Genomic DNA, 12914 nt, shown 5'->3' on the forward strand with positions numbered 1-12914 from the left:
ACGATGCCCGCCCGCGAAATCACCATCATCAACAAGCTGGGTCTGCATGCCCGGGCGGCCGCCAAGTTCGTCGGCGTGGCCGGGCGCTTCCCCTGCCAGATCAGGGTGGGCCGCGCACCGGACAAGCTGGTGGATGGCAAGAGCATCATGGCGGTGATGATGCTCGCCGCTGGCAAGGGTACCCAGGTCCACCTGCACACCGAGGGCGAGCAGGATGACGCGGCCATGGATGCATTGGTGGCACTGATCAACAATCGCTTCGACGAAGGCGAATAGCCCCCGGGATTCCCTCGAACCTTTGCGCAACATCTCCTGCCAATTGTCAGGAGCAGGTTCTGTTCGATTGCCTTACCTATATCGGTATGGATTGAAGGCGATCCCATGGAACCACACAAGCAAATCAAGCCTTTGTATTGGGTCGGCAGCAGTAGGAAAGATATTCAGAAACGCCCCGCCGATGTCCAAGATGTCTTCGGTTTTGCCCCGCACTTGGCGCAGGAGGGAGGCAGGCATCCGCAAACGAAGGCCTTGAAAGGCTTCTCAGGCTCGAAGTCGTGGAAGATCATGGCAACAACACCTATCGCGCCGTCTATTCCGCGGCATCAGCGAAACGAAGATGATCGAGTGCCTGGCGCGCCTGGGGCGGGATATACAAATTGTCATCAAGGCCGCCCCGCGCACACGTCGTGAAGGACGCGTGGAAGTGATCTATGCCTGAGCCAACGGCATAAGCAAAAAAAGGTACTCCCCACCTTCGCCATGCTCACGACATCGCCGTATCCATCACCATCATCAGGCAGAAGCCGACGCACAGCCCCAGGCTGGCCAAGCGATGATGGCCGTTGCTGCGAGACTCAGGGATGATCTCCTGGGTCACCACCAACAGCATGGCCCCCGCCGCGCAGGCCAGGCCCAGTGGCAGCAGTAGCTCGGCGATGTTCACCAGCCAGGCGCACACCACCGCCGCCAGCGGCTCGACCAACCCGGAAGCGGCCCCGATCAGGAACGCCTTGAAACGTGGCATCCCCGCCCCCGCCAGCACCAGGGCGATCACCAAGCCTTCGGGTACGTCCTGCAGGGCGATACCCATGGCCAGGCTGTCGGCATCGGCCATGCCGCCGCCGGCCGACACACCGATGGCCATACCTTCCGGGATGTTGTGCGCGATGATGGCAATGACGAACAGCCAGATCCGTGCGGCGATCACCGGCTTGTTCTCGCCACCGACCAAAGCCTCCGGCGAGGCGCCCGACACCTTGAGGTCGACCAGGAACAGGCACAGGGCACCGAACAACAGGCCGAAGCTGATCAGCCCACCGGCGCCCCAAGGGCTGAAGCCAATGGCCTGGGCCGCATCCAGCCCGGGGATGATCAGGGAAAACGCCGTGGCCGCCAGCATCACCCCAGCGCCGAAGCCCAGCAGGGTGTCGGCCAGGGCCACCGGCATGTTGCGGATGACCAGTACCGGCACCGCGCCCAGCGCCGTGCCCAAGGCACACAGCGCTCCGCCCTCGAGGGCGCGCAGCATGCGCGGCTCGAGGTCCAGCCAGGCGATGCCGCGCGCCACCAGCAACGCAGTGCCGACCAACAACAGCAAGGTGCCCAGCGCCAGCCGAAACAGGCGCACACTGCTGACAGACATCACCTCCGAGCGCATACCGGTTCGACTCACTTCAGGGCTTCAAGGTAGCGGCGTTCGACTTCAGTCCAATCGATGACGTTGTAGAACGCACCGATGTATTCCGGACGACGGTTCTGGTACTTCAGGTAATAGGCATGCTCCCAGACGTCCAGGCCGAGGATCGGCGTGTTGCCGTGCATCAAGGGGCTGTCCTGGTTACCGCTGCTCTCCACCACCAGGGTCTTGGCCGGGGTCACGCTGAGCCAGGCCCAGCCGCTGCCGAAGCGGGTCAGCGCAGCCTTGGTGAAAGCCTCCTTGAAGGCCTCGAAGCCACCCAGTTGCTCGTCGATGGCCTTGGCCACCTGGCCCTGGGGCTGGCCACCGCCCTTGGGCGACATCACAGTCCAGAACAAGGTGTGGTTGGCATGGCCGCCGCCCTGGTTGACCACCGCGCCTTGCAGTTGCTCGGGCAGTTGCTTGACCGCGCCCACCAGCTTCTCGACCGGCCATTCGGCCCATTCGGTGCCTTCGATGGCGGCGTTGAGGTTGTTGATGTAGGTCTGGTGGTGCTTGGTGTGGTGGATCTCCATGGTCTGGGTATCGATATGCGGCTCCAGCGCATCGTAGGCATAAGGCAACGCAGGCAAGGTATGGGGCATGTCAATGGATTCCGTAGGCGTGTGAACGATGAATCGGTTCGCGCTGGGCGGCCAGCTCGCTCGCCCCTGGCGCATGGCGATCGAGCAGGCGCTCGGTACGCGGGTACTGGCCGTATTCGGCGATGAACCCCAGCAACTCGGTGTAGGTCCGGCCGCTGTGGCGCAACGCCGCCTCGCGCAGGGCCTGGGGCAGGCGCGGGTCCTGGCTGGCCTGAAGCAAGCGCTGGTGGGCGGCGCACAGGTAGTCGGCGCTCTCATGAGGCTGGTTCAGGCGCAAGTGCAGGTCGGCCAGGTTGTGGTGGGCGATGACGAACGCAGCCACCGCTTCGTCCACGTCATGCCAGCGCTCGAACAGCACCTGGGCCAGCGCCAAGGCCTGCAGGTAGTGTTCCCGGGCATCGACCAGCTCGCCCTGTTCGAACAGGCGGTTGGCGGTTTCCGTGGTGTGTTTCCAGTGCTGCATGACGTGTCTCCTGGGCGGTGCTGGATCAAATACCGCCGGCGGTGAGTTTTTCAGGGTCCAGCAGCGCCTCCAACTGGTCGCGCGACAGGTCAGTGTGCTCCAGCGCCACGTCGATGATCGGGCGCCCCTGCTTGTAGGCAGTCTTGGCGATCTCGGCGGCCTTCAGGTAGCCGATGATCGGGTTCAGCGCGGTGACCAGGATCGGGTTGCGCGACAGCGCCTCCTTGAGCTTGGTCTCGTTGATCTTGAAGCTGGCGATGGCCTTGTCGGAGAGCAGGCGGCTGGCGTTGGCCATCAGCTCGATGCTCTCGAGCAGGTTGCGAGCGATGACCGGCAACATCACGTTGAGCTCGAAGTTGCCCGACTGCCCGGCCACGGCGATGGTCGCGTCGTTGCCGATCACCTGGGCGGCGACCATGGCAGTGGCCTCCGGGATCACCGGGTTGACCTTGCCCGGCATGATCGAGGAGCCCGGCTGCAGGGCCTGCAGCTCGATTTCGCCGAGGCCGGCCAGGGGGCCGGAGTTCATCCAACGCAGGTCGTTGGCGATCTTCATCAAGGCCACGGCGGTGGTCTTGAGCTGGCCGGACAGGGCCACGGCGGTATCCTGGGAGCCGATCAGGGCGAACAGGTTGTCACCGGGGGTGAACTCGACCTGGGTCAGCGCGCTGAGCTGGCGGGCGAAGCCCGCGGCGAACTGCGGATGGGCATTGATCCCGGTGCCCACTGCGGTACCGCCCTGGGCCAGCGATTGCAGGCTCGGCAAAGTCGCCTCGATATGCGCCTGGGCAGCCTTGACTTGGGCAGCCCAGCCACCGAGGACCTGGCTCATGCGCACCGGCATGGCGTCCATCAGGTGGGTGCGGCCGGTCTTGACGTAGGCATGCACCTGGTCAGCCTTGGCTTCGATCACCTGGACCAGGTGACGCAACGCCGGTAGCAGTTGCTCGTGCAGGGCCAGCGCGGCGCTCACGTGGATGGTGGTGGGGATGATGTCGTTGCTGCTCTGACCGCAATTGACGTGGTCGTTGGCATTGACCTTGTCGCCCAGCACGCGGCTGGCCAGGGTGGCGATCACCTCGTTGGCGTTCATGTTCGAGCTGGTGCCCGAGCCGGTCTGGTACACATCCACCGGGAAGTGCCGGATGAAATCCTCGGCCAGCAGTTGCTCCACCGCCTCGACGATGGCTGCGCCCTGCTCGGCGCTCAATTGCTCCAGCTCGACGTTGGCCTTGGCCGCCGCGGCCTTGGCCAGCAGCAGCGCGCGGATGAACTGGGCCGGCATGCGCTGGCCGCTGATCGGGAAGTTGTCGACCGCGCGCTGGGTCTGGGCACCGTACAGCGCCTGGGCCGGCACCTGCAGTTCGCCCATGCTGTCACGCTCGATACGGGTATCACTCATCATCAAGTCCTTGCATCAGTTCATCGGGAGAAATCGAAGGCAGCAGCACGCAATTGGCCAGTTGCAAGGCGTAGGGCTGCCAGCGTTGGTTCTGTTCGCGACGGTCGAGGTTGCGCAGGTCGAGCAACGGACGCCAGGCCTGGTCCAGGCACAGGCAACGCCAGTGCCAGGGCAGCATGCGGTCGCAGGCGGTATCCAGGAGCAGGCGGAACGAGGTCAGGGCCACCGTCCAGGGCGAGGTTTCGGTACAGCACACCAGGTAGCGGCCTTCGGCCAGGTAGTGATCGATCAGCCGGGGCTCGTCGGGTTCGAGGGCACAGCGGATGCGCCGGCTGAGCCAGCGCCAGTTTTCCAGGTAGGGCAGTTCGTGGAGGACGGGTTTCATGAACATCATCGCCGGGTTACTGGATAATGATATTCATTATTAAGTGATAAATAGAATCACTTCAAGAGCAAGGCGAAAACCAACGCCTCGCGCGCCGTGAAAAATCGGCGCGACGACGTGATGATGCTTATTCGAATGTGCCCAATGAAGGGGCTGCTAGGCAGCCCCAATTGACATCACACAGATTGAGGTTCAACTACCCGCCACGGTCATCCGCTCGATCAGCACCGAGCCGCTGTGGATGTTGCTGCGGGTTTCGATATCACTGCCAATGGCGACGATTTGCTGGAACATGTCCTTCATGTTACCGGCGATCGTCACTTCCTGGACCGGGAAGCGGATCTCGCCATCTTCCACCCAGAAGCCCGCCGCGCCGCGCGAGTAGTCACCCGTCACCATGTTCAGCCCATGGCCCATCAGTTCGGTCACCAGCAGGCCTCGGCCCATGCGCCGGATCAACGCCGCCTGGTCCTCCACACCATGGCTGACGAACAGGTTGTGCACACCGCCGGCATTGGCCGTGCTCGGCAGGCCCAGCTTGCGGCCCGAATAGGTCCCAAGGAGATAGGACACCAACTCACCTTTGTCGACGAACGGCTTGGCATAGGTCGCCAGGCCGTCACCATCGAACGCGGCGCTGCCCAGGGCCCGCGGCAGGTGCGGACGCTCGTCGATGGTCAGCCAGGTCGGGAACAGGCGCTGGCCGATGGCACCGTCGAGGAACGACGACTTGCGGTACAGGTTGCCGCCGGAAATGGCCGACAGGAAGCTGCCGAACAGGCCGCCCGCCAGCTCGGCGGAAAACAGCACCGGCACCTCGCAGGTCGGCACCGGACGCGCGCCAAGGCGGCTGGCGGCACGCTGGGCGGCACGCTGGCCGATGCTGCGCGGGTCGGCCAGCAAGTGGCCCTGGCGATTGACGTCGTACCAATAGTCACGCTGCATTTGCCCCTCGCCCTCGGCGATCATCACGCAACTGAGGCTATGGCGGGTGGAGGCATAGCCGCCGATGAAGCCATGGCTGTTGCCATACACCCGACAACCCTGGTGGGTATTGAGGGTGGTACCGTCGGCGTTGCGGATGCGTGGGTCGGCCTCGAAAGCCGCCGCCTCGCAGGCCAGCGCCTTCTCGATGGCCTGCTCGGGGCTGATGTCCCAGTCGTGGTAAAGGTCGAGGTCGGGGATATCCCGGGCCATCAGCGCCGCGTCGGCCAGCCCCGCGCAATTATCCTCGGACGTATGCTGGGCGATGGCCAGGGCGGCGGCCACGGTCTCGCGGATCGCCTCCGGGCCGCTCGCCGAGGTACTGGCCGAACCTTTGCGCTGGCCGACATACAGGGTGATGCCAAAGCCCTGGTCGCGATTGAACTCGACCGTTTCGACTTCACGCTGACGTACCGTGGTGGACAGGCCCTGCTCCAGCGACACCGCCACCTCGCAGGCGCTGGCACCCTGGCGGCGCGCTTCGGCGATGATCGCTTCGACCTGTTCCTGCAACGCCGGCAGGTCCTTGGGGCCTACGCTCTGGACTGCACTCATGGTTCTCTCCACTCAAAATTCTGCGTACGGCTTGGGTCATTCTACGACCGGACCGGACAAGCGGCCCCCGACTGGTTATCATGGCGGCGTTTTCCAGCGGACTGCCACCATGGTTGATTCTTACGACGACGCCTTCGACGGCGAAAAAAGCAAAACCCAGATCAAGCGCGAACTGCACGCGCTGGTCGAGCTCGGCGAGCGTCTCACCACGCTCAAGGCCGACACCCTGGCGCGCCTGCCCTTGACCGATGGGCTGCGCAAGGCGCTGGCCGAGTCCGTCAAGCACACCGCGCATGGCGCCCGCAAACGCCACATGTCGTTCGTCGGCAAGCTGATGCGCGACCAGGACCTCGACGCCATTCATGCCGTGCTCGAGCAGATCGACAGCTCGAGCCGCCAGTACAACGAACGTTTCCACAACCTCGAGCGCTGGCGCGACCGACTGGTCGATGGCACCGATGAAGACCTCGAGCGCTTCATCAACGAGTACCCCGAGGCCGATCGCCAGCACCTGCGCTCGCTGATCCGCCATGCCCAGCACGAGAAGGCGCGGAACAAGCCGCCTGCCGCCGCGCGCAAGGTCTTCAAGTACATCCGCGACCTCGACGAAACCCAGCGCGGCCTGCGCTGAGGCCCGTCTCGGGGCTGTCACGCAGCCCCTCGCGGGAACGGCTGCGTGTCGCGAAAGGACTGCATGGCGGCCCCGACTTTTTCACGCTCCCGTACCACCCACCGTGATGGCATCGAGTTTCAGGGTCGGTTGGCCAACGCCGACCGGCACCGATTGCCCATCCTTGCCACAGGTTCCCACACCACTGTCCAAGGCCAGGTCGTTGCCGACCATCGACACTCGGCTCATGGCCTCCGGGCCGTTACCGATCAGGGTCGCGCCCTTGACTGGCGCGGTGATCTTGCCGTCCTCGATCAGGTAGGCCTCGCTGGTGGAGAACACGAACTTGCCGCTGGTGATATCCACCTGCCCACCGCCGAGGTTGGCGCAATACAGGCCTTTCTTCACCGAGGCGATGATCTCCTGCGGATCGCTGTCGCCGGCCCGCATGTAGGTGTTGGTCATGCGCGGCATCGGCAGGTGCGCGTAGGACTCGCGGCGCCCGTTGCCGGTGACGGCCATGCCCATCAGCCGGGCATTGAGCTTGTCCTGCATGTAGCCCTTGAGGATGCCGTTCTCGATCAGCGTGGTGCATTCCGTCGGCGTCCCTTCGTCATCGACGCTCAGCGAACCACGGCGGCCTTCCAAGGTGCCATCGTCGACGATGGTGCACAGCGTCGACGCTACCTTTTCACCGATGCGCCCGCTGTAGGCCGAGCTGCCCTTGCGGTTGAAGTCGCCTTCCAGGCCATGCCCCACCGCCTCGTGCAACAGTACGCCGGACCAGCCCGGACCGAGCACCACCGGCAAGGTACCCGCCGGTGCCGGCTTGGCCTCGAGGTTGACCAGCGCCTGGCGCAGCGCCTCTCGGGCATAGCCCATGACCCGCTCCTCGGTGAAATAGCGGTAGTCGGTACGCCCACCGCCGCCCTGGCCACCTCGCTCGCGCCGACCGTTCTGCTCGACGATCACGCTGACGTTGAAGCGCACCAGCGGACGTACGTCGGCGGCCAGGCTGCCATCAGCGGCAGCCACCAGGATGCGTTCCCAGACCCCGGCCATGCTCACGGTGACCTGCTGGATCCTTGGGTCCAGGGCCCGGGTGGCAGCATCGACACGCTTGAGCAGCTCGACCTTTTCCGACCTGCTCAGCACGTCCAAGGGGTTGTCCGCGGCATACAGGGGCGTCACCTCCTGGCTGCGAAACGCCTGCACACGGCCCTCCTGGCCGGCACGGGAAATCGAGCGGGCAGCACGAGCCGCCGAGGTCAGGGCCTCGAGGTTGATCGCGTTGCTGTAGGCGAAGCCGGTCTTCTCGCCAGATTGGGCCCGCACGCCCACGCCCTGGTCGAGGTTGAAACTGCCTTCCTTGACGATGCCGTCCTCCAGGGCCCAGGTTTCCGAGATCTGGCCCTGGAAATACAGGTCGGCGGCGTCGATACCGGGGCCGGCCAACTCGCCCAGCACAGCCTGCAGGCTGTCCAGGGTCAGTCCGCCCGGGGCCAGGAGCTGCTCGCTGACGGTGGATAACATCTGGCTCATAGTCACTCCGAGGTGTGCGCAGGCCGCAAGGCGTCCTGCGAGAAAAAGCGCCGGTGCAAGGCGACCGGCATTCGCGCCCGTATGGACGCCTGTTCATCGATATCGCGCTCGGCCAGCAAAACGCCTTCGCCGCGCGCCTGTTCGGCGACGATCCGCCCCCAAGGGTCGATGATCGCCGCATGGCCGTGGGTTTCCCGCGGCCCTGGATGGGTGCCGCCCTGGGCCGCGGCCAGCAGGTAGCACTGAGTTTCGATGGCCCGGGCGCGGATCAGCACCTCCCAGTGGGCCGCGCCGGTCACCGCGGTGAAGGCCGAGGGCGCACTGATCAGCTCTGCCCCGGCAGCGCGCAGGGCGCTGTACAGCTCGGGGAAACGCAGGTCGTAGCACACCGAGAGGCCCAGACGCCCCACCGGGGTGTCGGCGACGACCACCTGGCCGCCATGGGCATAGTCGTCGGACTCCCGGTAACGGCCACGGCTGTCCGCGACATCCACGTCGAACAGGTGCAGCTTGTCGTAGCGCGCCGCCAGCTCGCCATGCTCGTCGACCAGCAGCGAGCAGGCGTGGGCCTTGGCATCGGGCTGGCCGACCGGCGGTAACGGCAGGGTACCGGCGACAATCCATAACCTGAGGTCGCGAGCCGTGCGTTTCAACCATGGCAGGATCGGCCCCTCGCCCATGGCCTCGGCCCGGCCTATCGCGGCCGCATCGCGCCGGCCCATGGCGACGAAGTTCTCCGGCAGCACTGCCAACCTAGCGCCGCCGAAGGCAGCCTGCTCCAGCAGGGCCGTGGCACGTTGCAGGTTGGCCAGCACATCGTCCTGGCTGACCATCTGGATGACCGCTGACTTCATTGACGTTTCTCGAAAGGTTTCACAAATGTGATTCTAGGCTCTTTCCATGGGCCCTCGATGCGGTAGTGCACGCTGGCGAAGCGGGCCACGCGATCGCCGATCAGGCGGTCGACCAGAAACAGCGCGCCACCGACTGCCGGCGCCCCGACGATCAGTGCGGCCAGGGGCAGGTTATTGGTCACCGGCAGGGTCACCTGCAGGTTGGCATCGACCCGGTCGCGGACCATGTCCAGGGTGCCGTCGAGTTCGAAATTGCTCGATGGCCCGGTGATGGTGATCGGCTCACGGGTCACGTAGACCCCATTGCTGGCCACCAGCAGGCCCTTGAGCCGATCGTAGGCCAGGCCCTTGTCGAACAGGTCGGAGAAGTCCAGGCGCAGGCGGCGGCCGATGGAGTTGAAATTGAGCAGGCCGAACACCCGCAGGGCCTGGGCACTGCCCTCCACCTCTATGAACTGGCCACTACGCAGGGCCGCGTCGAGGCTGCCGGAGAAGCGCTGGAGACCGACCCAGGCTGGCGAGCCCGGCCAGCGGCCATCCACGTCGAGGCGGAAGTCACGGCTGGTGACGGTCGGGGCAAAGCCCCAGCCCTTGAGCACCTCGGCAAGGTTCTTGCCCTCCAGGCGCCCCTTGTACCAGCTGGCGCTACGCCCCGGCTCGCCCTCCCAGCCACCGCTACCGCCGATGCGCAGGCCCTTGAGGTCGAGGTCGATATCGTTCAGCGAAACGCCACGCGCGGTCGGCCGCAGCTTCACCGCTGCGCGGCCGTACAGGTCGTCGCCGCGGAACAATTTGTCGATGGTCAGGTCGAGGGACGGCGCCTTGCGCGGATCGAAGGAAGCCAAGGGGTCAGGCGCATCCTCGGCCTGGACCTGGGCCGGGTCGGCCGCGGGCAGGCGCAGGGTCTGCAGGCGCACGCTCATGGGCGCGGCCTTGGCATCCGGGATGCGGGCATTGCCGATGACCTCCCGGCTGTCCAGGCGCAGGTCCCAGGCCGCGCTGCCCCGGGCCAGGCGAACCACAGCCTGGTTCAGGTCCAGGCCGAAGGCCTTCAGTTGACCGATGCTCAGGTCGACGCCCAGCAGGTTCTGCCGGGCATTGTCACCCGGCGCCTGGCCGGCGAAGCGCTCCAGTTGCTGCTGCCAGGGCGCCACGTCCAGGCTTTCGAGCCGGCCACGCACGCGCAGGCCCTGGCCGGGGGGCAGCAGCGCATTGCCGCTGCCGAGCAACAGTTCGCCACGGCCCTGGGCCAGCTTGTCGGCCGGCGCGGCATAGGCCAGGCGGGCCAGGTCGGCATAACCGGCGTCGAAGCGTCGTTCCTCGCCCTGCAGGGTCATGCTGAAGCGGCTGTCACGGGTGTCCGCCGCAGCCTTGCCGAACGGTGCCGGCAGGTCGATGGCCAGCCCCTTGAGCGTGGAGTTGACCGTCAACCGGTTGTCGCGGGCGCCAAGGCTCAGTCGCAAGCGGTATGGCAGGTCGCCCGAGGCCGGCAGCGGCTGCCCGAACTGCAGCCAGTCGGTCAACGTCTTGAGCGCCACCTGGCCGCTGGCATCGATACGGGTCTGCATCTGACCGGGCCGGCCTTCGGCGACGATCTGCGCGGTGACCGGCTTGCCGAATGCCTGCAGGCTGATGCCCTTGCCACTCAGGCCCTTGTCCAGGTCGAAGCTGAAGTCGCCCTTCAGACGGCTCAGTTCCAGGGTCGGCGGCGCCACCTTGAGGCGGGCATTGGCGGTGGCGAAGTCCACCCGCACCTTGGGATGCAGGCCATGGGCCAGGGGAATGTCGAGCTTGACCTTGCCCTTGAGCGGCCCCTCGCCTTCCCAACCGGCGAAGATCTCGCCGGTACCGATCGGCGCTTGCTGGAGGATCTTCAGGCCATCGCCCAGATGGCCATCGAAGTCGCCCTCCAGGTACAGGTGGCTGTGCTGGTCGCCTTCGACATGGGGGATGTCGACGCTGACGTCGCTGACCTGGGTGTCGAGCAGCAAGCCACGCTTGGCCTTGATGCGCACGCCGCTGTCCTCGATGTAGACATCGCCATCGACCTGCTGCACCTGCGGCCAGCCAGGCTGGAAGTCCAGTGACGCATCGCGCACCTTGAAGAACAGGCTGATGCTGCGCGCCTGCGGCGGCGCACCATGGTTCAGCGAACCCTGGTACTGGAAGTAGCCTTCGTCGACGGTGCCCTTGACGATAGCGCTGCGCAGCCACTCGTCGACCGCCGGGCTGAGCACCTCGGGCAGGTACTTGGCGGTGTAGCGCCCGTCGCCTTCGGTCAGGCCCACGCGCAGGTCCATGTAATCCTCGCGCCCTTCCTCGAACAGTAGGCGGATGAGGAAGTCGGCGGCAATCTTGCCCTCCTCCCCCAGCACCTTGATATACGGCGCAACCAGGGTGAAGCCGTCCTTGTCCAGTTGCCAGGTGAGCCGGGCGTTGGCCTTCTGGTAGTGCCAGGGTTTGGCGAAGATCGGGTACAGGTGCAGCATGAAGGCGTCGCTATCCAAGCGCAGCTCGCCGTGTCCGAGGTCGCCGCTGATGCTGCCGTTCACGTTGCCGGCCGCCGGCGCCCCGTGATAGGCGTCGAAACCGACCTTCTCCAGGTTGGCGGCGAAGCTCAGACGCTGGTCGCCCTCGGCCTTGGGGCGGATGTCCAGGCGCACGTTGCGCAGGGCACCGGTCACCTTGAGGGCATCGACCACGGTCATGACGTTGTCCGGCAACGGTGCCAGGGCGTCGACCAGCGGTGTCAGCGGCGTCAGGTCGAGGCGATCGGCCTGGACCTGCCAGTTTTCCTGGCTCGGATCAGTGCCTGACCGCTGTTGCAGTTGCAGGTGGGTTTCCCAGCGGGTCTCGCCGATGCTGGCCGCGAGCGAGTCCACGGTGACGTCGAAGCCGTCCTTGCCCCGCCGAAGCCAGGCGTTCAGGGCAAGGTTGTCGAGGGTGACGGCCTTACGCCCGACGTGGGCGCCCTGCAACTGCGGTGCATTGAGGCGGGCCACCGCGCGCTGCAGTTGTCCTTTGTTCCAATCGATCCAGAACTCGCCACCGGCGCGCAGCGTCGTGGCCTGCCACGGCCCCAGCAGGCGCGGCGGCAACCAGCGGGCCCAGTCGCTTTGCGGCAGGCTCAGGTAGGCCTCGAGCCGACTGTCGCGCCAGTTGCCGGGTACGGCACGACCACGCAGGCTGGCGGCCAGGGGCTGGCCATCGGGCAGGGTGGCCCGCAGGTCCAGCACCTGGCGCGAGGCGCCGGCGCGCAAGCCCGCACTGACGTAGGTGAGGGTCAAGGGGTCGCGTTGCCAAGGGTGGAGGGTGACCTGGCTGTCGAACACATCGATGCGGCCCAGTTGCCCCAGGCTGCGCAGGACCTGCGCCGGATCCGCCGGGGTGTCATCCTTGCGTGGCAGGCCTTCGAGCACCCAGGCGCCCTGTTCGTCCTCGCGCAGGATCAGTTGCAGGCCGCCGAGCTGGACGTTCGCCAGGCGCAGCTCGCGCGCCTTGAGGCTGGCCCACAGGTCCGGCACCACCTTGACGTCGTCCAGGCGCAAGGCCGCGGCGTCCTCGCCCAGTTGCAGGTCACGTACCTGCAACACTGGCGCCAGGCCGCTCCAACGACCTTCCAGGGCACCGATATGTACCGGCAGGCCCAGGGCCTGCTCGGCCTTGATCTCGGCGTCGGCACGGTACTCGGCCACCAGGGGGGTCAATTGCCGGCCGAGGCTGACATACAGCGCCACCAGCACCGCGAACAGGGCGCAGAGCCCCAGCCCCCAACGGGTCAAGGCGATCAGAACGCGGGTCAGACGTCCCATGGCCATGGCCCTCCAAGTCGTGCCTTA

At 65.9% G+C, this 12914-nt stretch carries 11 protein-coding genes and 1 pseudogene; 3 read left to right on the forward strand and 9 right to left on the reverse strand.

The window, feature by feature from the left end; genetic code table 11:
* Positions 1-3 precede the first annotated feature (3 nt).
* Both ABFA30_RS18755 and ABFA30_RS18760 read left to right on the forward strand, forming a co-directional pair.
* Positions 4-276 carry an HPr family phosphocarrier protein gene (locus tag ABFA30_RS18755; protein ID WP_225787170.1) on the forward strand — a complete coding sequence of 91 codons (273 nt, stop codon included), beginning with the start codon at positions 4-6 and terminating at the stop codon, positions 274-276.
* Positions 277-583: 307 nt separating this feature from the next.
* A pseudogene (locus ABFA30_RS18760) lies at positions 584-718 on the forward strand (transcriptional regulator); the annotation flags it as partial.
* A 45-nt stretch (positions 719-763) separates the two neighbouring features.
* Here ABFA30_RS18760 and ABFA30_RS18765 read toward each other — a convergent pair.
* The 6 genes from ABFA30_RS18765 to pmbA form a co-directional block, all read right to left on the reverse strand.
* Positions 764-1657: a ZIP family metal transporter gene (locus tag ABFA30_RS18765; RefSeq protein ID WP_253081375.1), complete on the reverse strand. Its 894-nt coding sequence runs from the start codon at positions 1655-1657 to the stop codon at positions 764-766.
* Positions 1658-1668: 11 nt separating this feature from the next.
* Positions 1669-2280 carry a superoxide dismutase gene (locus tag ABFA30_RS18770; RefSeq protein WP_253081368.1) on the reverse strand — a complete coding sequence of 204 codons (612 nt, stop codon included), beginning with the start codon at positions 2278-2280 and terminating at the stop codon, positions 1669-1671.
* Position 2281: 1 nt separating this feature from the next.
* On the reverse strand, positions 2282-2743 hold the full coding sequence (locus ABFA30_RS18775) for a DUF2753 domain-containing protein (protein ID WP_253090590.1): 462 nt from the start codon (positions 2741-2743) through the stop codon (positions 2282-2284).
* A gap of 25 nt (positions 2744-2768) precedes the next feature.
* Positions 2769-4145 carry a class II fumarate hydratase gene (locus ABFA30_RS18780; RefSeq protein WP_253090589.1) on the reverse strand — a complete coding sequence of 459 codons (1377 nt, stop codon included), beginning with the start codon at positions 4143-4145 and terminating at the stop codon, positions 2769-2771.
* Entirely contained in the window at positions 4138-4539 is a 402-nt protein-coding gene (locus tag ABFA30_RS18785) for a FagA protein (RefSeq protein WP_225787166.1), read from the reverse strand. The genes ABFA30_RS18780 and ABFA30_RS18785 overlap by 8 nt, the downstream gene beginning before the upstream one ends.
* Before the next feature lie 183 nt (positions 4540-4722).
* Entirely contained in the window at positions 4723-6069 is a 1347-nt protein-coding gene (pmbA, locus tag ABFA30_RS18790) for a metalloprotease PmbA (protein WP_410045788.1), read from the reverse strand.
* A gap of 109 nt (positions 6070-6178) precedes the next feature.
* Here pmbA and yjgA point away from each other — a divergent pair, with 109 nt between their 5' ends.
* The gene (gene yjgA, locus ABFA30_RS18795) at positions 6179-6700 is read left to right on the forward strand and encodes a ribosome biogenesis factor YjgA (protein WP_225787164.1); all 522 of its coding nucleotides are present in this window, start codon (positions 6179-6181) and stop codon (positions 6698-6700) included.
* 81 nt (positions 6701-6781) lie between these two features.
* Here yjgA and tldD read toward each other — a convergent pair whose 3' ends face one another.
* From tldD to ABFA30_RS18810, 3 genes are read right to left on the reverse strand one after another with little or no spacing between them, the layout of a single operon-like run.
* Entirely contained in the window at positions 6782-8221 is a 1440-nt protein-coding gene (tldD, locus tag ABFA30_RS18800; RefSeq protein ID WP_253090587.1) for a metalloprotease TldD, read from the reverse strand.
* A 2-nt stretch (positions 8222-8223) separates the two neighbouring features.
* Positions 8224-9075 (reverse strand): carbon-nitrogen hydrolase family protein, encoded by an 852-nt coding sequence (locus ABFA30_RS18805; protein ID WP_253081371.1) that lies wholly within the window; start codon positions 9073-9075, stop codon positions 8224-8226.
* Complete coding sequence (locus ABFA30_RS18810; RefSeq protein WP_410045789.1) at positions 9072-12893, reverse strand: YhdP family protein; 3822 nt, start codon at positions 12891-12893, stop codon at positions 9072-9074. The genes ABFA30_RS18805 and ABFA30_RS18810 overlap by 4 nt, the downstream gene beginning before the upstream one ends.
* Between the last annotated feature and the right edge of the window lie 21 nt (positions 12894-12914).

Origin of the sequence: Pseudomonas sp. HLMP, assembly GCF_046365545.1 — a bacterium.
GTDB classification, from domain to species: domain Bacteria; phylum Pseudomonadota; class Gammaproteobacteria; order Pseudomonadales; family Pseudomonadaceae; genus Aquipseudomonas; species Aquipseudomonas guariconensis_B.

Coding starts and splice junctions, on each gene's coding strand:
- ABFA30_RS18780 (WP_253090589.1), bottom strand. CDS start 4,145: ATGAGTGATACCCGTATCGAGCGTGACAGCATGGGCGAACTGCAGGTG.
- pmbA (WP_410045788.1), bottom strand. CDS start 6,069: ATGAGTGCAGTCCAGAGCGTAGGCCCCAAGGACCTGCCGGCGTTGCAG.
- ABFA30_RS18770 (WP_253081368.1), bottom strand. CDS start 2,280: ATGCCCCATACCTTGCCTGCGTTGCCTTATGCCTACGATGCGCTGGAG.
- ABFA30_RS18755 (WP_225787170.1), top strand. CDS start 4: ATGCCCGCCCGCGAAATCACCATCATCAACAAGCTGGGTCTGCATGCC.
- ABFA30_RS18775 (WP_253090590.1), bottom strand. CDS start 2,743: ATGCAGCACTGGAAACACACCACGGAAACCGCCAACCGCCTGTTCGAA.
- ABFA30_RS18805 (WP_253081371.1), bottom strand. CDS start 9,075: ATGAAGTCAGCGGTCATCCAGATGGTCAGCCAGGACGATGTGCTGGCC.
- ABFA30_RS18810 (WP_410045789.1), bottom strand. CDS start 12,893: ATGGCCATGGGACGTCTGACCCGCGTTCTGATCGCCTTGACCCGTTGG.
- yjgA (WP_225787164.1), top strand. CDS start 6,179: ATGGTTGATTCTTACGACGACGCCTTCGACGGCGAAAAAAGCAAAACC.
- tldD (WP_253090587.1), bottom strand. CDS start 8,221: ATGAGCCAGATGTTATCCACCGTCAGCGAGCAGCTCCTGGCCCCGGGC.
- ABFA30_RS18785 (WP_225787166.1), bottom strand. CDS start 4,539: ATGATGTTCATGAAACCCGTCCTCCACGAACTGCCCTACCTGGAAAAC.
- ABFA30_RS18765 (WP_253081375.1), bottom strand. CDS start 1,657: ATGCGCTCGGAGGTGATGTCTGTCAGCAGTGTGCGCCTGTTTCGGCTG.